This is a genomic window from Paenibacillus humicola (assembly GCF_028826105.1).
GTDB lineage: Bacteria > Bacillota > Bacilli > Paenibacillales > Paenibacillaceae > Paenibacillus_Z > Paenibacillus_Z humicola.
Window position 1 is genome coordinate 675,017 of the sequence record NZ_JAQGPL010000001.1, and the last position, 20,957, is coordinate 695,973.

17 protein-coding genes, 1 pseudogene and 1 riboswitch are annotated in these 20,957 nt (G+C 62.2%); of the genes and pseudogenes, 14 read left to right on the forward strand and 4 right to left on the reverse strand.

The window, feature by feature from the left end:
• Positions 1-6 precede the first annotated feature (6 nt).
• Complete coding sequence (locus tag PD282_RS03200; protein WP_274648949.1) at positions 7-852, forward strand: inositol monophosphatase family protein; 846 nt, start codon at positions 7-9, stop codon at positions 850-852.
• A 104-nt stretch (positions 853-956) separates the two neighbouring features.
• Here PD282_RS03200 and PD282_RS03205 read toward each other — a convergent pair whose 3' ends face one another.
• Positions 957-1,436, reverse strand: a complete 480-nt coding sequence (locus PD282_RS03205; protein WP_274648950.1) for a nuclear transport factor 2 family protein — start codon at positions 1,434-1,436, stop codon at positions 957-959.
• A 273-nt stretch (positions 1,437-1,709) separates the two neighbouring features.
• Positions 1,710-3,032, reverse strand: coding sequence for a glutamate-1-semialdehyde 2,1-aminomutase (locus PD282_RS03210; RefSeq protein WP_274648951.1), 1,323 nt, complete (start codon positions 3,030-3,032; stop codon positions 1,710-1,712).
• A 239-nt stretch (positions 3,033-3,271) separates the two neighbouring features.
• On the opposite strand from PD282_RS03210, the gene PD282_RS03215 reads away from it, so the two are divergent.
• Positions 3,272-4,105 (forward strand): sugar phosphate isomerase/epimerase family protein, encoded by an 834-nt coding sequence (locus PD282_RS03215; protein WP_274648952.1) that lies wholly within the window; start codon positions 3,272-3,274, stop codon positions 4,103-4,105.
• 131 nt (positions 4,106-4,236) lie between these two features.
• Here the strand turns inward: PD282_RS03215 and PD282_RS03220 are convergent, their stop codons facing one another.
• Positions 4,237-5,397 carry an LCP family protein gene (locus PD282_RS03220; protein ID WP_274648953.1) on the reverse strand — a complete coding sequence of 387 codons (1,161 nt, stop codon included), beginning with the start codon at positions 5,395-5,397 and terminating at the stop codon, positions 4,237-4,239.
• Between the two features lie 212 nt (positions 5,398-5,609).
• Between PD282_RS03220 and PD282_RS03225 the strand changes: the two are divergent.
• The 10 genes and pseudogenes from PD282_RS03225 to PD282_RS03270 form a co-directional block, all read left to right on the forward strand.
• Positions 5,610-6,617, forward strand: a pseudogene (locus PD282_RS03225) (ABC transporter ATP-binding protein); the annotation flags it as partial.
• Positions 6,618-6,888: 271 nt separating this feature from the next.
• Positions 6,889-7,683 (forward strand): ABC transporter permease, encoded by a 795-nt coding sequence (locus tag PD282_RS03230; RefSeq protein WP_274648954.1) that lies wholly within the window; start codon positions 6,889-6,891, stop codon positions 7,681-7,683.
• A gap of 7 nt (positions 7,684-7,690) precedes the next feature.
• Positions 7,691-8,482, forward strand: a complete 792-nt coding sequence (locus tag PD282_RS03235) for an ABC transporter permease (RefSeq protein WP_274648955.1) — start codon at positions 7,691-7,693, stop codon at positions 8,480-8,482.
• Between the two features lie 56 nt (positions 8,483-8,538).
• The gene (bcp, locus tag PD282_RS03240) at positions 8,539-9,060 is read left to right on the forward strand and encodes a thioredoxin-dependent thiol peroxidase (RefSeq protein ID WP_274648956.1); all 522 of its coding nucleotides are present in this window, start codon (positions 8,539-8,541) and stop codon (positions 9,058-9,060) included.
• Complete coding sequence (locus PD282_RS03245) at positions 8,981-9,580, forward strand: GNAT family N-acetyltransferase (protein ID WP_274648957.1); 600 nt, start codon at positions 8,981-8,983, stop codon at positions 9,578-9,580. The genes bcp and PD282_RS03245 overlap by 80 nt, the downstream gene beginning before the upstream one ends.
• Positions 9,581-10,014: 434 nt before the next feature.
• Positions 10,015-11,040, forward strand: coding sequence for an AAA family ATPase (locus PD282_RS03250; RefSeq protein ID WP_338045153.1), 1,026 nt, complete (start codon positions 10,015-10,017; stop codon positions 11,038-11,040).
• Positions 11,037-12,878: a DUF58 domain-containing protein gene (locus PD282_RS03255; protein ID WP_274648958.1), complete on the forward strand. Its 1,842-nt coding sequence runs from the start codon at positions 11,037-11,039 to the stop codon at positions 12,876-12,878. The genes PD282_RS03250 and PD282_RS03255 overlap by 4 nt, the downstream gene beginning before the upstream one ends.
• On the forward strand, positions 12,856-15,399 hold the full coding sequence (locus tag PD282_RS03260; RefSeq protein WP_274648959.1) for a DUF4129 domain-containing transglutaminase family protein: 2,544 nt from the start codon (positions 12,856-12,858) through the stop codon (positions 15,397-15,399). The genes PD282_RS03255 and PD282_RS03260 overlap by 23 nt, the downstream gene beginning before the upstream one ends.
• A gap of 308 nt (positions 15,400-15,707) precedes the next feature.
• Positions 15,708-16,058 (forward strand): ASCH domain-containing protein, encoded by a 351-nt coding sequence (locus tag PD282_RS03265; protein ID WP_274654990.1) that lies wholly within the window; start codon positions 15,708-15,710, stop codon positions 16,056-16,058.
• Positions 16,059-16,070: 12 nt separating this feature from the next.
• A complete protein-coding gene (locus PD282_RS03270; protein WP_274654992.1) occupies positions 16,071-16,511 on the forward strand; it encodes a hypothetical protein in 441 nt (146 codons plus the stop codon).
• 189 nt (positions 16,512-16,700) lie between these two features.
• Here the strand turns inward: PD282_RS03270 and PD282_RS03275 are convergent, their stop codons facing one another.
• The gene (locus PD282_RS03275; protein ID WP_274648960.1) at positions 16,701-16,892 is read right to left on the reverse strand and encodes a hypothetical protein; all 192 of its coding nucleotides are present in this window, start codon (positions 16,890-16,892) and stop codon (positions 16,701-16,703) included.
• Positions 16,893-17,178: 286 nt separating this feature from the next.
• On the opposite strand from PD282_RS03275, the gene guaA reads away from it, so the two are divergent.
• Both guaA and PD282_RS03285 read left to right on the forward strand, forming a co-directional pair.
• The gene (guaA, locus tag PD282_RS03280; RefSeq protein ID WP_274648961.1) at positions 17,179-18,717 is read left to right on the forward strand and encodes a glutamine-hydrolyzing GMP synthase; all 1,539 of its coding nucleotides are present in this window, start codon (positions 17,179-17,181) and stop codon (positions 18,715-18,717) included.
• Between the two features lie 362 nt (positions 18,718-19,079).
• A riboswitch (purine riboswitch) is annotated at positions 19,080-19,181 on the forward strand.
• 214 nt (positions 19,182-19,395) lie between these two features.
• The gene (locus tag PD282_RS03285; protein WP_274648962.1) at positions 19,396-20,793 is read left to right on the forward strand and encodes an NCS2 family permease; all 1,398 of its coding nucleotides are present in this window, start codon (positions 19,396-19,398) and stop codon (positions 20,791-20,793) included.
• The last annotated feature ends 164 nt before the right edge of the window (positions 20,794-20,957 follow it).

Here is a 20,957-nt window from a genome sequence, read left to right on the forward strand (position 1 = left end):
TAGACCGTGAGTGAACAGCCGGCAATCGGAGGCAAAAGCTTCACCGCCGTCGCAATCAACTGCGCGGCGAAAGCGGGCGAATGGATCAAAACCAAGCTCGGGAATTATACAAGCCTGTCGCAAAAATATTCCGCTCAGGATCTTGTGACCGAGGTTGATAAAGGATCCGAGAAGATGATCCGCAACCTGATCATGACGCATTTTCCCGATCATTCGTTTCTTGGCGAGGAAGGGGTCGAGCCGGGGCCGGAGGCGTCGGCGAAGGCGCTGCAGGGCGTCCGCGGCGCGGAATATTTGTGGATCGTCGACCCGGTCGACGGCACGACGAATTTCGTCCACGGCTTCCCGTTTTTCTCCGTCTCGATCGCGCTTGCGCACAAAGGCGAGGTCATGGTCGGCGTCGTCTACGATCCGATGCGGGATGAGCTGTTCGTGGCCGAGAAGGGCAAAGGCGCGTACGTTCACGGACGCCGGATGAGCGTCTCGCAGGAGGACACCCTTCGCGACAGCTTGATCGCCACCGGTTTTCCGCCGGATGAGGCCTTCGCGCGGCCGATGAACCTGAAAGGGCTGCAGGCGCTTGTTCCACAGGTGCGCAATATCCGCTCCAGCGGCTCGGCTGCGCTACATATGGCGTATGTGGCTGCCGGTCGCTTAAGCGGCTTTTGGGAATTCGGACTGAACGCGTGGGACCTGGCCGCGGGCGCGCTGCTTGTGAAGGAATCGGGCGGAACGGTCACCGATACGCTCGGGAACCCGTACGACCTCGGCATCCGCAATGTCGTCGCGTCCAACGGGCGAATACACGACCAGTTTCTCGGCGAGCTGAAAAAAGCGGACGCGGCAGGTTAATCCGGCGGAAGAAAGGCATGCTTCATGCACCGTAAGCTTGGAACGGGTGCGGGAAGCATGCCTTTTGTACGGGAAGAACAGCGGCGGAAGCCGGCGGCTTCGCTTTATTGCTGCTGCTGCACGGCCAGGTTCATAATATTTTGATTGCCGCTTGCCCAAACGGCCGTCATGACCAGCCCGGAAATTTTCCACTGTCCGTTTACGCTCGCAAAGCGGAAGGTATAGGTTCCTCCCAGCGTCCATTGGCTTTCCCCGAAGGGATTCGGATATTCGTGCCGGGCCTGGAAGTACGCACGGCACGTCGCCTGGGACTCGCTATCGAGATCGACGATCGGATTGGATAGGAAGTGCTGCGTCGCTTTTAACGGCGTTAAGCCTTGCTTCCAGCTGTTCATGAGCGCGTTTGCCGGGATGGTCGCCGGTTCGCCTCCCGTCAGGGACGTGTAATCGATCTTCACTTCTTCCGTGAACAGCTGCTCAAGCGCTTCCCATTCCCGGTTGTCGGCAAACCAGGCAAATTTGGATACCGTTTCGGTAATGGCCAGTTTGTTAATCCAGCTGATCGGATCCTGATTATCGAGCATCACGCATCATTCCTTCCAAATTTCGGGTTTAACGGGATAAAGATTCCCGTTTATTGTAGGCTTTTCATAGCAGCAAGTATAGACTGTTCTTGTCGATTGTGGATTGAGTTCCAAAAAAAACCGCCTGTAGACAGGCGGCCAATTCGGAGGATGATCTTCATCTTTGGTCGTTTACAATAAACGGCATAAACCGTTATACACGGGAAATCCAAGTGAAAAACCTGCGATGATTTCGAAAGTTTATCCACGTATCATCACGTAAGCGTTCAAGCTTCAGCGCGTTTCGGACATCGTTCTAAACGCATGTTCAGCCGCTTCCGCCGTCGCGGCGATATCGCCACCGGTATGCGCGGCCGTCAGAAACCAGGCCTCGTATTTGGACGGGGCGAGACAGACGCCCTGCTCCAGCATGAGCCGGAAGAAACGGGCGAACCGTTCGCCGTCCGTATCCTGCGCCTGGTCGTAATTCGTAACCGGGTGCGAGCAGAAATGGGTGGAGAACGAGCCGCGGATCCGGTTGACCGTCAGCGGCACGCCGTGCTTGCTTGCTGACCGCTGCAGCGCATCCGCCAACGCTGCGGCAAACGTGTCCATCCGCTCGTAGACGCCGGGCTCCTCCAGCACCTCAAGGCAGGCGATGCCTGCGGAGATGGAAGCCGGGTTGCCGGCCATTGTGCCGGCCTGATAAGCGGGACCGAGCGGCGCCACCTGTTCCATAATCTCGTTGCGGCCGCCATAGGCGCCGATCGGGAGCCCGCCGCCGATAATTTTGCCGAGTGCGGTCAAATCGGGCTCGATTGCCGCCGGATCGGGGAATGCGCCGAACGTCTGCGCGCAGCCGTAATGGAAGCGAAAGCCGCTGATGACCTCGTCGTAAATGACAAGCGCGCCGGCATCGCGGGTCATGCGGCACAGCCCTTCGAGAAAACCGGGCTCCGGCATGACCATGCCGAAATTGCCGACGATCGGCTCGACCATCACCGCCGCGACATCGTCTCCCCAGCGCTCCAGCGCCTGGCGCAGCCCGTCCAGGTCGTTGAACGGAACCGTAATCACTTCGCTGGCGATGCTTACGGGAATGCCGGCGCTGTCGGGAATGCCGAGCGTTGACGGGCCGGAGCCGGCGGCGACAAGCACGAGGTCGGAATGGCCGTGGTAGCAGCCGGCGAATTTGACGATTTTATTGCGCTTCGTATACGCCCGGGCTACGCGGATCGTCGTCATGACGGCTTCGGTGCCGGAGTTGACGAAACGGACCTTGCCGAGCGACGGGATCGCCGACTTCAGCTTGCGCGCCAGCTCGATTTCGAGCTCGGTCGGCGTGCCGTACAGCGTGCCGTTCTCGGCCGCGCGCGCGATCGCCGCCGTAATGTGCGGGTGTGCGTGGCCGGCGATAATCGGACCGTAGGCGCACAAATAATCGATGTAGCGGTTGTCGTCGACATCCCAGAAATACGCCCCCCGGGCGCGTTTCATGAACACCGGCGCGCCGCCGCCGACCGCCTTGAACGAGCGGGACGGACTGTTGACGCCGCCGACGATATGCTGCAGCGCTTCGGCGTACAGCTGCTCCGAGCGAGGACGGAGATTGGACATGGACATGCAGCCTCCTTCTAAGACATAAGCCGCATTCGGATGCGGACGGCTAAGCTTGATATGAACCAACCCATTTACTATACCATAACGGGGCGATTCCGGACGAGTTGGAAGAGCTGTCTGCAGACGCCGGCAGTAGTGTATGCGTTTTAACGAAACAAGCAGAGAGACAAAGCGGAAATCCGCGAGACGGCTGGAGGATATCAAATCTATCATTCCATTGAGAGGGGAAGACGGCGATGAGATTGGGCGGCTATGTATTTGTGGAAAACAAAGAGCCGGAAACGTGGGCGGACGCGCTGCAGAAGGAAGGATTCCGCGCCGCCGTCTGTCCGGTGAACGCCGATGCCGGCGAGGCGCTGGCGGACGCTTATGTAAAAGCGGCGGAGGCGAGGGGCATCCTCATATCGGAGGTCGGAGCATGGAGCAATCCGCTCAGCGCCGACCCGGAGGTGCGGAACAAGGCGGTCGACTACTGCAAACGCCAGCTCGCGCTCGCGGAGCGGATCGGCGCAAGATGCTGCGTCAACATCGCCGGCTCGCGCGGCGAGCAGTGGGACGGCCCGCACCCGGACAATTTCAGCGGCGAGACGTTCGATCTGATCGTCGAGACGACGCGGGAGATTATCGACGCGGTGAAGCCGAAGCGGACGTTTTTCTCGCTGGAGACGATGCCGTGGGTGTACCCGGATTCGGCCGATACCTATCTGGCGCTGCTGAAAGCGATCGACCGGCCGGGCTTTGCGGTTCATCTCGATCCGGTCAACATGGTGAGCAGCCCGCGGACATATTACCGCAACGGCGAGATGATCAAGGACTTTTTCGCGAAGCTCGGGCCGTATATCAAAAACTGCCACGCCAAAGACATCCGGCTTTCCGGCAAGCTGACGGTTCATCTCGACGAGGTTGTGCCCGGAACCGGCGCGCTGGACTACCGGACGTATTTGACGGAGCTCGCCAAGCTGGACGCGGATACGCCGCTTATTATCGAGCACTTGTCCACGCAGGAGCAGTACAGGCAGGCGGCGGCCTACATCCGGCAGTCGGCCGAAAGCCTGAGCATCGAGCTGTAACGGCAAGGCTTCGAACGCAAAATAAAGAGGGCGCCGGGGAAGCGGCATTGCCGCCCGTTCCCGTGCGCCCTCTCTTTGTGCAATCACTTATCGGCGTCTCAGCGTTACGTCAGCCTGAGGCTGCTGCGCGATTATCGCTCCGATCCGCTGTCGGCGCTGCTTGAGCTGCTGCTCACATCGCTGCCCGACCCGCTGCCGCCGGTCCCGCTGCGGTCGGCCGTCCCGCTTGCGGAATTAGAACCGCCGGTGCCGTCCGTTCCCGCCGCGCTGCCGCTTCCCCCGGCCGGCGTCTTCTGCGTCTGGTCAAGCGCCAGCTGCTGCTGCACGTACTGCTTCAGCTCTTCCGGATCCCTCACCGTCAGCACCGAAGCGCCGTCGGCGTTCTTGGAGCCGAGCAGATCCATCGGCGGCATTTGGGCCGTTCCGGCCAGATGGCTTTCGACGCCGAGCTGCGCCAGCTTCAGCATATCCGATACTTCAATGTTCGTCTTGATATACGGCGAAATGCTGTCCAATATCTGCTTCGCCCGCACGAGATTCCAGCCGGACTTCAGCTTGTCGGCGACCGCCGACAGGAAGTTGCGCTGCCGCTCGGTCCGGGTGAAATCGCTCATGGCGTCGTGGCGGAAACGGACGTACATGAGCGCATGCGTGCCGTCGAGATGCTGCATCCCTTTTTTCAAATGGATGTCGTAACGGTTCTTATCGGCATTATCGACATAATTCATATCTTTCTCGACATCGAAATCGATGCCGCCGATCGCGTCGATCAGCGATTTGAATCCTTCAAAATCCGTATACACATAATACTGGATGTTCAGTCCGAGCAGGTCGCCGATCGTTTTCATCGCCAAATTCGGCCCGCCGAGCGCCATCGCCGTATTGATCCTTCCTTCGCCGTGCCCTTCAATCGGGATGTATGTGTCCCGGAGGACGGAGAACAGGTGGGCCTCCTTCGTCACCGGATCGAACGAAACGACAAGCATCGAGTCCGAGCGGGCCGATTCGTTTTCCTTCAGGCCGCGGTTGTCGCCGCCCATGAGCAGGATGTTGACTCGCTCCTTGCCCGTCCATTCGGTAGGCTGCAGATTTTTCTGCGTATCCTCCGGAAAGGATTTGATCGGAATTTGCGTAGATTTCCCCGGATCGCTCAGGTTGTTCAGTCCGTTATACACGCCGACCGCCTGATACACAAAATATCCGACGATGCACAGCAGCACGGCCGAGACGCCGAGCATCACCCATTTCCACGGTTTTTTCGGCTTCTTCATCCTATCTTCAGTCCGAGACATGTCGTTCCTCCTGTTTGTAAGCGGCTTTAAAAATGTTAGTATAGATAAGATCGCGGCATTCGACAGTTTTTCACGATTTCAAAAATAAAAAAGCAGCACATATCATAAAATTATAAAATGTAACGTCATACCGGCGCAAGTTTTATATAATAGATTCGAATGAAGCAGATATTTCCCAGGAAATGTCGAGTGAGAGGAGAACAGCAGATTTTATGCTCGCCATTGACGTCCAGGATCTACGCAAAGAGTTTAAAGTGCAAAAAAACCGCGAAGGACTGGGAGGCGCGTTAAAGGACTTGTTCCGGCGCGAATACAGCTCGGTCACCGCGGTGAAGGACATTACGTTTCAAATCCCTCAGGGCGAAATATGCGGCTATATCGGGGAGAACGGCGCCGGCAAATCGACCACGATCAAAATGCTGACCGGCATTCTGGTGCCGACCTCGGGCTATATGAACGTAAACGGCTTCGTGCCGTTCAAGGAACGCGAAAAATTCGTGCGCGGAATCGGCGTCGTGTTCGGCCAGCGCAGCCAGCTGTGGTGGGATATCGGCGTCATCGAGTCGTTCCGGCTGCTGCGCAAGGTGTACCGGGTGCCGGAAGCCGATTTCCGCAGCAGGCTGGACGAGCTTGTCGAGCGGCTGCAGCTCGGCGAGCTGTTGAACCGGCCGGTGCGCAAGCTGAGTCTCGGCCAGCGGATGCGCTGCGAGCTGGTGGCGTCGCTGCTGCACGATCCGTCCATCCTGTTTCTGGACGAGCCGACGATTGGGCTCGACATCGTCGTCAAGACGGAGATCCGCGAGTTTCTGAAAAAAGTGAACCGCGAGCAGGGGACGACCATCCTGCTGACGACGCACGACTTGCAGGATATCGAAGCGCTGTGCTCGCGAGTTATTATGCTCGACGACGGCCGCATTATTTACGACGGCAGCCTGGAGGAGCTGAAGTCGCGCTGGAGCAAAGGGCGCGAAATCCGGTTCCAGTTCGGATCGGAGCCGGATCCCGCCGCGCTGCGGGAGCGGACGTCGGATCTGGGCGGCGTCGCCTGGACGATCGGCGGCGATTTGACGGCCGCGATGTGGCTGCCGCATTCGGTGAACGTCTCCGAAGCGCTGGCGCGTGTCGTCGGGGGCGCAGCCGATATCCGGGACATTCAAATCGTCGAGACGAATACGGACGAAATCGTCCGGGAAATTTATTCGTCCGGCTCGGCGTCGCGCGCAGCGGGCGGGAAGCTCGCATCCGGCCCGCCGGACGAACTTATCGCGCGGTACCCGGCACATTTATCGGCGGCACGGGGCGAGCCGGGCGACCGGCAGCGCGGTGAAGCTGTGCCGGAGGCGAACCCGCAGACGCCGTCCGCGCAAACCGCCGCGGATAATGCGGATGCCGCCAAGGCAGCTTCGCCGGAAACGGCGGGCCGGGCCGAGACAAAGCGGGACGGCGGCGCCGCCGGGCAGCCGGCGGAGCGCGAAAAGGAGCCGGTGCGAAATGGCTAGCGCCTATCTCGATCTCATCCGCATCCGTTTCCTGATGATGCTCGCCTACCGCGTCAATTATTACAGCGGCATCGTCATCTATGCAATCAATATCGGCGCTTATTATTTCTTGTGGCAGGCGATCTACGGCGCGCAAAACCAGCTCGGCGGCTTCACGCTGCTGCAGATGACGACCTACGTCGCCGTCTCGTGGATGGCGCGCGCCTTTTATTTCAATAATCTGGACCGGGAAATCGCGGGCGAAATCCGCGACGGCAGCGTAGCGGTCCAGTTTATCCGCCCGTACTCGTACCTGCTCGTCAAGACGATGCAGGGATTCGGCGAGGGCCTGTTCCGGCTGCTGCTGTTCATGATCCCGGGGCTGGTTATCGTCTGCCTGCTGTTTCCCGTCCGGCTGCCGCAGGATCCCGCCGTCTGGGCGCTGTATTTCGTCATGCTGATGCTCAGCTTTCTGATAAACACGCAGATCAACATCCTGACCGGCCTGTTCGCCTTTTTCGTCGAAAACAACGAAGGCATGCTGCGCATGAAGCGCGTGCTTGTCGACCTGTTCTCGGGCGTTGTCGTGCCGATTTCGTTCTTCCCGGGCTGGCTGGCGAAGGCGATGGAATGGCTGCCGTTCCAGGCGATCACGTATTTGCCGACGTCGGTATTCACCGGCCGGACGGCGGGAAGCGCGGCGCTCCAGGTGCTCGCCGTGCAGATCGTCTGGTTCGCGCTGCTGCTCGTGCCGATCCTGCTCGTCTGGCGGCAGGCCCGGTTCCGGCTGTTCGTGCAGGGAGGGTGACGAAAGCATGTTCTACCTGACCTTATGCCTCGACTACATGAAAAATTACGCGAAAACGCGCCTCACGTACCGTGCCGATTTCTGGATCGAGGTGCTGTCGGATCTGATGTATCAGGCGATCAACCTGATTTTCATCCTGATCGTGTTCCGGCAGACGCCCTCGCTCGGCGGGTGGTCGGAGGCCGAGGTGATTTTCGTTTACGGCTTCTTCATGGTGCCCTACGGGATTTTCAGCGCCTTCTTCGGCGTCTGGAATTTCAGCGAGCGGTATATCGTGAAGGGGGAAATGGACCGGATTTTGACCCGTCCCGCCTACAACCTGTTCCAGGTGCTGCTGGAAAATCTCGATCCGCCGTCCCTATTCGGCTCGGCGGTCGGGGCGGTCATCATGGCGATCAGCTGGGCGAAGCTCGGACTGCCGTTCGAAGCGCTCGACGCTCTGATGCTCGTTATTTTTATTGCCGGCGCGACGCTCATTTATATGGGCCTGTATACCGCGCTGACCGCGATTTCGTTTTACTCGGACGCGCCGACGGGCATTTTGCCGCTGATGTACAACCTTCAGAATTACGGGCGCTACCCGGTCAACATATATAACAAAACGATCCGTTTCCTGCTGACGTGGCTGCTGCCGTTCGCTTTCGTCGGCGTGATCCCGGCCTCCTATTTCCTGAACCGGCAGGAGGATCATCTGCAGACGCTGGCCCTCCTTACGCCGGTTGTCGGCATCGTCGTCCTGTCGATCGGACTTGCGGTCTGGAACCATGGTGTCAAGCGGTACCGCGGCGCAGGCTCATAAGCGGGCGGAACAAGGAATGACATTAAATTTTAACGATAGAAAGGGCTGAAATAAGGATGGCTGCAATCAAACCGAAAGCGTTCGTCGGCAAAAAGGCGCCCGATTTCACGCTGCCGGCGGCGGATGGGCGGAACGTTTCTTTAAGCGATTTTGCCGGACGGCGGGTGGTCCTGTTCTTCTATCCGAAAGATTTGACGCCGGCATGCACGCAGGAATCGTGCGATTTCCGCGATGCGTACGCCGAATTCGGCAGGCTGAACACCGTCGTGCTCGGCATCAGCAACGACCCGGCCGAAACGCACGTCCGCTTCGCCGCGAAATACGAGCTGCCCTTCGAGCTGCTGGCGGATACGGAGCACCGCGTCAGCGAGCTGTACGGCGTCTGGCAGCTGAAAAAGCTGTACGGCCGCGAATACATGGGGCTCGTCCGCTCGACCTTTCTGGTTGACGAGAAGGGAAAGCTCGTGCGGGAATGGCGCAATTTGCGCGTGAAGGGACATGTCGAGAACGTGCTGGAGACGGTCCGGGAACTGGAAAACGGAAAAGGAAAGCGCGCGGCGGCGCCGGAAAAGAAGTGAAATTGCGGACGGCTCCGGACGGCAAGCGGCTGGACCGGTTGGCAAGATATCCGGGCGGGTGGAGCCGCTCGTTTGGCAAACGATTTTGTGGAGCTGTTCCCGATGTGGCCGGGAACGGCTCTTCGTTTTTCCCGGCGGTCCCGGGATTGTTTCGCTATACCCGTTGATTCAACTGTACCGATACGACAGCAGCGAATTTGACGGCCACATCTTAAACCGCCACGGCCTCTGCTTGTACAAATATTTCGACCATCAGTGGACGGATGAATACCGGCGGCCTTTCCTCGTCCGGGCGGACGGGGAGATCGCGGGCTTCGCGCTGGTCAGTCTCGACATTCCCCAAACCTATATGAAATGGAGCAAGGCGGAAAAAACAAACTCGATATCCGATTTTTTCATTATGCGAAAGTTCCGGCGTAAAGGCGTAGGCAAAAAAGTAGCATTCTCCATTTTCGACAAGTTTCCAGGAACGTGGGAGGTCAGGCAAACATCCGGCAACCTGCCCGCGTATCAGTTCTGAAAGCATGTGATTGCGGCGTATGCAGGTCCGGATTCTTTTGACGAAACGACCCTCCGAGATGAGCGCTGGAACGGCCCCGTGTTCGTTTTTCGCTCCTAATATTCAGCCCGGCACCGATCAAGCTCGCGCTTTGCGAGGCAGCAAGGCGGTCAGGTGCCGGTAATGGCTCCCACAATGCGAAAGAAGCAAATGCAGCGCATCGGCCGCGAAACGGGCACGGATCCTGGCGCCGCTCTCTGGAAAACAGACACCGCCGCCCCCTCCATCTCTGTTGGACTATTTAAGGATGCCGCTTCCAAATGAATCGTTGAAAACGGTCCCCTCATAAATCTCGCTTCCCGTTCTATGAAAAAGGTGTAAACACCCCCCGAAATGGCGAAACTGGTTGATAGATTCGAAGATCGTTTCGGATTTCGAAAGGACGTGCGAGACTTATGATGAATGAACCGGTACGGATGGACAGGCCGTCGGACAGGGAGACCGGCTTAGAGCCGGATCTGTGGCCGGAGGCGGCCGAACGGCTGCTCAAGGCGATGATGGCGCAGGTCGGCAGCGTGCTGCTGGGCAAAACGGAACTTATCGGACAAGTATTCGCGGCACTGCTGGCCGGCGGCCACGTGCTTCTGGAGGATGTGCCGGGCGTCGGCAAAACGCTGCTCGTGCGGGCGATCGCCCGCGTGATGGGCGGCGAGTTCAAGCGGATCCAATTTACGTCGGACATGCTGCCGGCCGATGTGGTCGGCGGGCTTGTCTGGGACGGACGGCGGGAAGAGCTCGTATTCCGGCAGGGGCCGCTGATGGCGAACGTGGTGCTGGCCGACGAAATCAACCGGACGCCGCCACGGACGCAGTCGGCGCTGCTGGAAGCGATGGAGGAGCGGTGCATCACGGCCGACGGCGAAACGATCCGTCTGCCGCAGCCGTTTATGCTGCTGGCTACGCAAAATCCGCTGCGGGACGGCGGTACGTACCCGCTGCCCGAAGCGCAGCTGGACCGGTTTATGATGCGGCTGTCCGTCGGTTATCCGTCGGAGGACGACGAGATCCGCATGCTCGCCGGCGGTCCCGGCCGGCCGCAGCCGGAGCAGCTGCGGCCGGTCGTCGTCCCCGAGGAATGGATGCGGATGCAGCGGGACGCGCAGCGCATCCATGTGCATCAGACGCTGCTTGTCTATGCCGTGCGGGTCGTCCGGGCGACGCGCGCCGCAGACGAGCTGTCGCTCGGCGCCAGCCCGCGGGCGGTGCGGGACTGGGCTCGGGCGGCGCAGGCTGCCGCGTATTTAGCCGGAAGGCGGTTCGTCGTGCCCGACGATTTGAAGGCGGTCTGCGAGCCGGTGCTTGCGCACAGGCTCATCGTGCGGGACGAAGCGGCGGCGGACGGCGTCCGTCCCAAGGACGCGCTGCGGCGCATTCTTGCCGCGGTGCCGGTGCCGGCCGCGGAAGGCGGGAGCCGCCGATGAACGCGAAAAGCGGGGAAGCGGGAGCGGCTGTGCGCGCCGGATGGGAGCCGGTTCCGGGAAACCGTGCAGCCGGACAAGAAAAAACGGGGCTTCGCGCGAGAACGGGCGAACTCGCATTCGCGGACCCGCCGGCGGTGCGCAAACAGGATCAGGCGCGAACGAACCGGGAATCGGGCAGAATGGAGCTGACCGGCAGCACGCGGGAGGTAAAAGGCCGCTTTGCGGCCAGGCTGCTGCTGCTCGGACTGCTGGGGCTGAGCGCCATGGCGCTGCAGGCGCGGGGCGGGGCGGCGGAGCGGCTGTTTTTCGGCGTCCTGTCGGCCGTTTCGGTCTGGTGCTGGGTCGTGCCCTATTTAAGCGTAGGGCGAATTTCGGCCGAACGGTTCGTGACGCCGGACGGCGGAACGGCCGTAGACGGCGGGAGCCTGCGGGTAAAGCTGACGCTGCGGATGAGCAGGCCGCTTCCGCTGCTGTGGCTGGCCGTGCGCGACGAGCTGGCTTATCCGGATGGCGAGAGCGGGAGGACGCTTGTTTTCCGCTCGCTCGGTTTGCCCGGGTTCGCCAGGGAGCTTACGATTGAATATGGCGTTTCCGGCCTGCATCGGGGCGAAATTGCCATCCGGCCGGTCCAGGTCGCGGCAGGCGATCCGCTCGGCCTGACCGTCCGGTCCTTCGTGGTGCCGTGCGAAAGCCGCATGCTGGTCAGGCCGAGTCCGCCCTTGCCCGGCATGCCGGGCGGGATGGAACGGTCGCTTGTCCCCGGCGGCCAGCGCACATCCGTGCACGGGCCGCCGAGAGGCGCGGCCGGGGCTCCGGCGATAGGGGCGGCTTCGGCGACCTCCAGACCGGGGGCCGGCCCCGATTCGCGGATATATGCACCCGGCGATCCGCTGCGGCGGGTCGACTGGCGGGCCATGGCGCGCGGAGCCGGGCTGCAGACGCGCCTCGACGACCGGGAGCCTCCCGCCGAGGAGGCGGTGCTGCTGGACGTTTCGGCCGGCTCGTACGGCGGCGACCGGCGGCTGTTCGACGCATCCGCCGGCAGCGCGGCCGGGGCCCTTCAGGCTGCGGCCGCAAGCGGACGCGGCGTATCGCTCCTGCTGGGCGCTCCGGGCCTGCCGAAGCGGTACGTCGGGGCGGGCGACCAAGCGGCGTATGGGCAGGCGGTCGACACGCTGGCGCGTCTGCATGCGGAGAAAGAGGCGCCGCTTGCGGACGCGATCGCGGAGGCGTCGCTGGCGCTGCCGAGAGGGAGCGTCATCGTCTGCCTGACGGCGGGTTTACCGCCGGAGGGCGGCGGGAAAGCGGGTGCGCCGGGGCATGGCGGAACGGGGAACGCCGTACCGCAGGTGAACCGCGGGTCGCTGGAAGCGAGAGCGAAAGCGGGCAGCGGGGCTTCGGCGGCGAGAGGAGGAATGGCAGAGAACCACGACGCGCCGGAAGCGGGAGCAAAAGCGGGCGTCGGGGCTTCGGCGGCGAGTGCAGGAATGGCGGAGAATCGCGGCGCGTTGGAAGCGGGAGCGAAAGCGGGTGGCGGGGCTTCGGCGGCGGACGCCGGAGCGGCAGTGGATCGCGACGCGGCGGCTGGGTCTCCGGGCGTGGGGTCGACGGACGGACCGTTCGTTCGGGCGCTGAAAATCGCCGCGCTGCGCGGCGTTCGCCTGGATTTGCGCATATCCTGCAATGCCGGTGACGAGGCGGCAGCGGCCGCGCACTGGAACCGGTTTGTCAAAGGGACAGGCTGCACGGTAACCGTCCTGCCCGTTCCCGAAAGCTACCGAAGGGAACCGGAAATTTTCGAAGGAGGCGGCGGTTATGCTGGAGTTACGGCAAGCTAGCGCAGGAAAGCCGGGCGCCTGGGAACGGGGGGGCGACGGCACGCTGTTTTTTGCGGGCTTCGGCAGACGGCTCGTCACGTCGCTCCTGCTGTTCGGGCTGATGACGGAGTGGCTCCTTCCGCTGCGGCAGCTGGCGGCTTACACGGAGCTGTACCGGATCGGACCGCTGATCGCCGCCGTCGGCCTGTTTCTGGCGGTCGGATTGTTCATGCCGCCGACGCGGGTAACGCTTCCGCTCAGTTTTGTCATCAGTGCCGCCGCCGTCTTGTATCTGTTTGGCGGGGAATCCGGTTCCTTCACGGCGGCGATTGCGCATTTGGCGGAAGCGCTGCGCGGCGACGCCGAGCGGGCGGCGCACGGCGACTTTCAACTAAGCGGCGAGTCGCGCACACTGCTGCTGCTGGTCGGGCTCTCCATGATGGCGGCCGCCGTGCAATCGCTCGTATGGCTGCGGCAATGGGGGCTCGGGCTGACCGCCTTGACGGCGGTTTATCTGATGCTGCTATACGGTTTTCTCGGCATCGATGTGCTGCCCGGCCTGCTCCGCACCTGCGCGGAAGGGCTGACGCTCGCCGGCCTGCTGGCGGTTCCGCGCCTGGAACGGCTGGCCGGCGCTCCGTTTACGCTCGGTTTGCGGGGGGCGCGGACGATAGCCGGCTGGCCGGCCCGCTGGTGGGCGGGAGCCGCCTGGATTGCCGTGCTGGCGGCCGTTGTCGGTATCGGCGCCGCCTGGGGCGGCGGCTTCTCGAGCGAGCCGGCGCCATGGGCGGCGCAGGCGATCGACTGGGGCAAGGCGGAGCTGGGCAAGGAGCAGCCGGCTTCCGTCGCGGCAGGCGGCATCGGCGCAGGCGGCTGGCCGTCGCTTGACGTGCCGTCCGGAGGGGCGGGGAGAACGACGGGCTACGGCTTTGACGACCGGACGCTGGGAGCGCCGATCAAGCCGGACAACAGCGTGCTTTTTACGGTGCAGTCGCCGGAGAAGGAATATCTTCGCGGCGACAGCAAATCGTTTTATGACGGCAAGGGCTGGGAGCAGCCCGCGCACCGGCTGGAGGCGCGGACGATTGTGCCGCAGGCGGGCGGCCCGTCCGGCGGCGCCTCGGCAGTCGACGGAAGCGCAGGCGCAGGCGGGAAGGCCGCCAGCAGAACAGCGGAAGCTCCGCAGCGCATGACGGTCAAGGCGGCCGCCCCGGCGCCCGGCTGGCCGCTGTTCGCGGCAGGCCCGGAGGCGCGGGTCACGTCGCTGACAACCGCCGGCGGTTCGCGCGCGGACGGTTATTTGACGGACACCGAGACCGGGGCCTTGTTCCCGCTTGACGGTTCGGACCGCGTGGCGGACTATACCGTCGAGACGGCGGCCCTTGCGGCCGACCCCAAGGCGCTGCAGCAGGCCGCTGCGGCGAGCGGCGGAGATCCCGCCGGGCTGGCGGCCGCGTACACGCAGCTGCCGGCATCGCTGCCCGCGCGGGTCGGTTCGCTGGCCAGAGACATTATGGCGAAGGCGGGCGATACCCGCTATGACAAAGTGAAGGCGGTCGAAGCATATTTACGCACGCATTACGCCTATACCCTTACGCAGACGGCCGTTCCTCCCGCCGGTGCCGACTTCGTCGACGATTTTCTGTTCGATCAGAAGCAGGGATACTGCGTGCATTTCGCTTCGGCGATGGCCGTCCTGCTGCGAACGCAGGGCATTCCGGCGCGCTATGTGAAGGGCTTTGCGCCCGGGGAAACCGTCGGCGCCGCGGGCGGGCGGGATGCCGCCGAAGCGGCAGGCTCGCAGCCGGCGGAGCATGCGTACACCGTGCGTGCAAGCGACGCGCACGCGTGGGTGGAAGTGTTTTTCCCGGGCGCCGGCTGGCTGCCGTTTGAGCCGACGCCGGGTTTTGCGGCGCCGGCAGGGGAACCCGGCGCCGCCGATGCGGCTGCGCCGGCCGCCGTCCCGGCCGGTGCGCAGTACGGCGCGGGTGCAGGCGAAGCCGCCGCGCCCGACGCCGCAGGCGCGATCCGCCGCGCGGCGGCGGATCTGCAGGCGGCCGCGGTGCGGGCCGCCGGGGCTGCCGCGCGCGGGGCGCAGGCCCACGCGCGCGAGGCGCGCGGCGCCGCGGCCGGGCCGTGGGCCTGGGCCGCGCCCGCCGCGGGCGCCGCGGCAGCCGCCGTGCTTGCGGCGGCTGCGCGGCGCAGGCGCGAACGCTTCGCGTTCGCAGGCGCGCTGCGCAAGTACCGCAGCGCGCTCGGCGCGGGCCGGGGCACGGCGGCCCGCGGGCAATTTCTCGCGCTCGCGGACGGCTGCTGGCGCGAGCTGTACCGGCGCTGCGGCGAGCGGCCGCCGCACCGGACGCCGCGCGAATACGCGGCGTCGCTCCGCCTCCCGCCGCCGGCCGCGGGCCTGCTCGCCGACTTCGTCCGGTGGGACGAAGCCGCGCGGTACGGCGCCGAATGGCGGGAACGGCCCGCGCCGGAGCAAATCGGCGCGCTGCTGCGCGCCCTGCGCGCCATGCCGGAGCGGCCGCGCCGTTAGCCGCCGGCGGCGGCAGCCCGACATAGGCTGCCTCGTCCGAGCGCGATGCCGGAGCAGCCACTCCGTTAGCGCCGGCGGCGGCAGCCCCACATTGGCTGCCTCGCCGGAGCGCCACACCCGGACCGCCGTCCGCCCCCAAGATTCTGCCCTTGCAGACGGCTGCCTTTTATCCACACCCGCCCGGCCGAATGTGCGCCTGGCGGGTTTTCCTTTTTCTCCCTCCCCGAAGATGAAATCGCACTTCGACTTATGCTAAAGTGAGAGAGAAAGCTTTTGCCTTTAGAAGCATGAGGAAGGGAACGATGAAGATGACAAATGAAATCGAAAACGGCGCGCTGCCGCCGAAAACCTGCTCGATCGACAGGATGGTCACGATGCCCGAAGATGTCGCGCGCGTGCTCGCCGGGAAAAAGACGGCGACCCGCCGCAACGGCAGATACGCCGACGTCGGCGAAATTATGGAGCTCGAGGGCAAGCGCTTCGTCGTCGACCGCGTATACGTGCAGACGCTCGGCGAACTTACAGAGGAGAACGCCCGCCAGGAAGGCTTTGACAGCCTGGAAGACTACAAGCAGTCCATTCTGTCCATTCATCCCGGCATGCCGTGGCTGCCGCACATGAAAGTTTGGGTGCACGAATTTTCTCCTGCCCGGGACTAACCGCGCGTGCTGATCGGGTATCGGCTTCTTCTTTACCTTCATGTGCTTAGCGCCGTCATGTCGATCGGGCCGTTTTTCCTGCTCATTCCGATGCTCGGCAGGCTGCGGACCGCGGAAGGCCGCGAGCTGGAAGCCTATATCGGCTCGTTCCGCTTCGCGGCGAGAATGGCCAAGCATGCCGGGCACGTGCTCGTTGCCTCGGGCGTGCTGCTTGCGCTCATCGGGGGCTATTCGTGGCTGACGCCGTGGCTGGATGCGACCGTAATCGTGCTGGTTGCCTCGCTGCTGTTTCTCGCCCGCGCATTTTCCCCGCACCTGCTCGTGCTGACGAGCCCGTCCCCGGATCAAAGCCGGGAAGACGCGCTCCGCAGGCTGCGGCGCTCGGTTTGGATCTACCTGGCGCTGCTGCTCCTGATGCTGTGGTTTATGGTCGCCAAGCCGGCGCTTTGGTAATGATCCGTCCGTTCGCGGCGGGTGCAGAGCGGGCTCGGCCGGCTCTTTCCTGTACGGCGTCCTTGCAGCCCGTCGCCGCCGCGGACGAAAACGAAAAAAGGGACAAGCCCCGCGCCTTCCGGCGCTGCTTGTCCCTTTTTTCCGTACCGTATACCCGATCAAATCCGTATCCATATCCGCTGCCGTGTCTTAAAGGTAGTTGTTTCTTGTTTTGAAGGAGGCGTACGTCCGGTACGCGAAGGTTGCCGTGCCGACGGCGGCGAGCAGTGCATACGTCCGGGCGGGCCGGTCGTGCCCCGCCTTCCACTGCGCGGCGGCCTTGTCGGCGAAATGAAGCGTCAGCAGGCCGTAAACGATCAGAAACAGAATCGGAATTCGCATGGTCCACCTCGTCATTTCACAAAATCGGACTCCGTCCCTTTTTAATACGAACAGGAGCGGAAAAAAGTTTTCTTTCGCTTCCATTTTCCCATACCGCATCATGTTGAACGGGCCGCCCTTTTCGGTCTTTTATCAAACTTCCCGCTTTGCTTTCCCCGAGTGTCTTCGCAGCCAAAAAGGCCGCGCCGGCCGTTTCTTCTCGTGTGCTTCGGGCCTCCCGGACTCGCCTTGACTGGCTTATACGGCACCGCTATAATTATCACATTGATTTGAGGGAGGCTCGGCAATGAACAAGCCAAATGAAATGATCGTTGTCCTCGATTTCGGCGGACAATACAACCAGTTAATCGCCAGACGCATTCGGGATCTGGGCGTGTACAGCGAACTGCTCCCGTACAACACGCCGGCGGAACGGATCCGCGAGCTGCAGCCGAAAGGCATCGTGTTCTCGGGAGGCCCGGCAAGCGTGTACGAGGAAAATGCGCCCAAGGTCGACCCGGCCGTCTACGAGCTCGGTCTGCCGATTCTCGGCATTTGCTACGGTATGCAGCTGATGTCGCATATGCTGCATGGCAAGGTCGAGCGGGCGGGCAAGCGCGAATACGGCAAGGCGGACGTCGATTTCATTGCCGGCTCCCGGTTGATTCAGGGGCTTGAACACCGCCAGACGGTCTGGATGAGCCACGGCGATCATGTGGTGGAGCTGCCGGCCGGCTTCCGCGTCGAAGCCAGCACGGAGCACGCGCCGATCGCGGCGATGAGCCACGAGGAGCGCAAATTTTATGCGGTGCAGTTCCATCCGGAGGTGCGGCATTCCGTTTACGGCAACGATATGATCCGGAACTTCCTCTACGAGGTCTGCGGCTGCGAAGGCAGCTGGAGCATGGAGACGTTCATCGAAGATACGATTCGCGACATTCGCGAGCAGGTCGGCGACCGCAAGGTGCTGTGCGCGCTTTCCGGCGGCGTCGATTCCTCGGTCGTCGCGATCCTGATCCACAAGGCGATCGGCGACCAGCTGACGTGCATGTTCATCGACCACGGCCTGCTGCGCAAGGGCGAAGCGGAGAGCGTTATGGAGACGTTCGTCGGCAAGTTCGATATGAAGGTCGTCAAAATCGACGCCAGCGAGCGGTTTCTCGGCAAGCTGAATGGCGTCGACGATCCGGAGCAAAAGCGCAAAATTATCGGCAACGAGTTCATCTACGTGTTCCAGGAGGAATCCGCGAAGTTCGACGACTTCGAGTTTCTGGCGCAGGGAACGCTGTACACCGATATCGTCGAAAGCGGCACGGCGACGGCGCAGACGATCAAGTCGCACCATAACGTCGGCGGCCTGCCGAAGGATATCAAGTTCAAGCTCGTCGAGCCGCTGAAGGCGCTGTTCAAGGACGAGGTGCGGAAGGTCGGCGAAGAGTGCGGCCTGCCGGAGGAAATCGTGTGGCGGCAGCCGTTCCCGGGTCCGGGCCTGGCGATCCGCGTGCTAGGCGAAGTAACGGAGGAGAAGCTGAAGATCGTCCGCGATTCCGATGCGATTCTTCGCGACGAAATCGCCAAAGCCGGATTGGACCGGGAAATTTGGCAGTATTTCACGGCGCTGCCGAATATGAAGAGCGTCGGCGTCATGGGCGACGCCCGTACCTATTCGTACACTGTCGGTATCCGCGCAGTCACGTCGATCGACGGCATGACCGCCGACTGGGCGCGCATCCCATGGGACGTGCTGGAGAAAATATCGGTCCGGATCGTCAACGAGGTCGAGAACGTCAACCGGGTCGTCTATGACATTACGTCGAAGCCGCCCGCAACGATCGAATGGGAATAAGCACGGCGAAACCGGTTATCGGCTGCACGGGAATTCATCTTCCCGGACAGCCGTTTTTTAATTTGCAGGGATCTGTTCCGCTGCTGGCGGAACCGGAACCGGCAGCGCCGAGGGATCCGTTCCGGCTAGCGCAAATCCATTTGTGGCCGCCCGACTGCCGCCCGCTCTGAAGCTTCACCTTTACCGGCTGCCCGTCTGCCAGCCGCTTTGAAGCCGCTCGTTTACCGGCTGCTCATCCGCCGACCGCACGTCTGCGGTCCCCCGTTCGGGGCCGCTCGTCCGAGGGCCGGACACGTTAAGCGTTTTCTCGACTTTTCTATTGACCGTGTTGTCGAATCCGCTTTAGAATGGGCTTGTCCATAACGACAATCAGCAGCTCTTTTCGTATAATCCCGGGAATAGGGCCCGGGAGTTTCTACGAGGTCACCGCAAATGATCCGGCTACGAAAAGCTTGAAAAGGCGCGCAGCTTCCGGTCCGCTGCGTTACCTTTTCTCGTTTTGTGCGGAACCTGGGAGAATGCTGGAAAAGTCTGTCGTCCCGAACGAATCGAAGCGGCTTGTCATGGTTTGCCGCCGCTTGTTTTCCGGAGGGACTGACGCGCCGCGATGGGCGGCATTCCGCATTCACCCGGGTTTCGTTTGTTCTGATCACATTTTTTGGGGAGGGCTTATCAAAAATGGGCGGTTTCTTTCGTTTGAAGGAACACGGAACAACGGTAAGAACGGAAATCCTGGCCGGATTGACGACCTTTATGACGATGGCGTATATCCTCGCCGTCAACCCGAGCGTCCTTGGCGAAACGGGGCTTAACGCCTACTCGGTGTTTTTGGCGACGGCGCTGGCGGCCGGCATTTTCACGATCGCGATGGGCCTGTTCGTCAACTTTCCGGTCGCGCTGGCGCCCGGAATGGGCCTCAACGCCTATTTTGCGACGACGGTGCTCGCTTCGAAAGCGACAGGCTCGCCGATTACGCCGGAGGTGGCGCTGACGGCTGTCTTCATTTCCGGTATCATCTTTCTCATTCTGACGGTGACGCAGATTCGGCAGATGCTCATCACGGCGGTGCCGGACAGCCTGAAGAGCGCGATTACGGTCGGCATCGGTCTCTTCATTACGATCATCGGGCTGAAAAACAGCGGGCTCATGACGATCGCGGTCGAAAATACGGTGACGGACATTCCGAAAGGCGTCTTCGCCGACGTGCTCGGCTTCGAAACGGTGTTTCACATGGGCAGCTTGGAAACGCCGGGCGTCTATTTGACGCTGATCGGCCTGCTGCTGATCGGCGTCATGATGGTGCTGCGCGTGCGGGGCGCCATCCTGTGGGGCATCCTGGCCACGACGATCATCGCCATCGCGACCGGCAACGTCGATGTGGACGCCAAGCTGCAGGGCGCCAGCTGGTCGCCGGATTTTGCGCAGCTGAACTTCTGGGATTTCGACTGGAACGGCGTATGGCAGACCGGGCTCGTGTCCGTGATTGCGACGTTCACGTTCGTCGAGCTGTTCGATACGTTCGGTACGCTGCTCGGAACGGCGAGCCGCGCCGGCATCATGAAAAATCCGGAAGAAGGCCGCAAACGCGTCGGCAAGGCGATGTTCGTCGATGCGATCGGCGTCAGCGGCGGCGCAATGCTCGGAACGAGCACGGTGACGGCCTATGTCGAGAGCGCATCCGGCGTCGCCCAGGGCGGCCGGACCGGTCTGACCGCCGTTTCGACGGGCATCGCTTTTCTGATCGCACTGTTCCTTTGGCCGGTCGTTTCGCTTATCCCCGATGCCGCGACGGCCGCCGCGCTGATCATCGTCGGCGTGCTGATGATGCAATCGGTCAAGGATATCGATTTCGGCGATATGGTGTATGCGATCCCGGCCTTCCTCACGATCGCGTTTATGCCGTTTACGTACAATATCGCCAACGGCATTTCGCTCGGCATCGTCTCGTATGTCGTGCTGGCCACAGTGGCGAACGTTACGGGCAAGGGCAACGGCAAGTACAGGGTGCACTGGCTGATGTGGATTCTCGCGGTTCTCATTATCGCGCGCTACGGGTTTATCGGCAGCCAGGGGTAACGCGGCATTGGCGCGCCGGACCGGGCACGCCAAACACATGAGGAAGTTCCGCCGGCTTGGAAGCAGGCTCTGCGGGACTTCCCTTTTAAAAGGTAAGGTATGCTCCCTGCAGATCGGAGCAAGCTATACGAAAGCGTTAAATCCCTGGACCATGGACAAAATGC

Excerpts from the sequence above, each read along its gene's own strand:
- PD282_RS03285 (WP_274648962.1), top strand. The coding sequence starts at position 19,396 with ATGGGCGGTTTCTTTCGTTTGAAGGAACACGGAACAACGGTAAGAACG.
- PD282_RS03205 (WP_274648950.1), bottom strand. The coding sequence starts at position 1,436 with ATGCTCGATAATCAGGATCCGATCAGCTGGATTAACAAACTGGCCATT.
- PD282_RS03215 (WP_274648952.1), top strand. The coding sequence starts at position 3,272 with ATGAGATTGGGCGGCTATGTATTTGTGGAAAACAAAGAGCCGGAAACG.
- PD282_RS03230 (WP_274648954.1), top strand. The coding sequence starts at position 6,889 with ATGGCTAGCGCCTATCTCGATCTCATCCGCATCCGTTTCCTGATGATG.
- PD282_RS03260 (WP_274648959.1), top strand. The coding sequence starts at position 12,856 with ATGCTGGAGTTACGGCAAGCTAGCGCAGGAAAGCCGGGCGCCTGGGAA.
- PD282_RS03245 (WP_274648957.1), top strand. The coding sequence starts at position 8,981 with ATGTCGAGAACGTGCTGGAGACGGTCCGGGAACTGGAAAACGGAAAAG.
- PD282_RS03275 (WP_274648960.1), bottom strand. The coding sequence starts at position 16,892 with ATGCGAATTCCGATTCTGTTTCTGATCGTTTACGGCCTGCTGACGCTT.
- PD282_RS03265 (WP_274654990.1), top strand. The coding sequence starts at position 15,708 with ATGACAAATGAAATCGAAAACGGCGCGCTGCCGCCGAAAACCTGCTCG.
- PD282_RS03235 (WP_274648955.1), top strand. The coding sequence starts at position 7,691 with ATGTTCTACCTGACCTTATGCCTCGACTACATGAAAAATTACGCGAAA.
- PD282_RS03210 (WP_274648951.1), bottom strand. The coding sequence starts at position 3,032 with ATGTCCAATCTCCGTCCTCGCTCGGAGCAGCTGTACGCCGAAGCGCTG.
- PD282_RS03255 (WP_274648958.1), top strand. The coding sequence starts at position 11,037 with ATGAACGCGAAAAGCGGGGAAGCGGGAGCGGCTGTGCGCGCCGGATGG.
- guaA (WP_274648961.1), top strand. The coding sequence starts at position 17,179 with ATGAACAAGCCAAATGAAATGATCGTTGTCCTCGATTTCGGCGGACAA.
- PD282_RS03250 (WP_338045153.1), top strand. The coding sequence starts at position 10,015 with ATGATGAATGAACCGGTACGGATGGACAGGCCGTCGGACAGGGAGACC.
- bcp (WP_274648956.1), top strand. The coding sequence starts at position 8,539 with ATGGCTGCAATCAAACCGAAAGCGTTCGTCGGCAAAAAGGCGCCCGAT.
- PD282_RS03220 (WP_274648953.1), bottom strand. The coding sequence starts at position 5,397 with ATGTCTCGGACTGAAGATAGGATGAAGAAGCCGAAAAAACCGTGGAAA.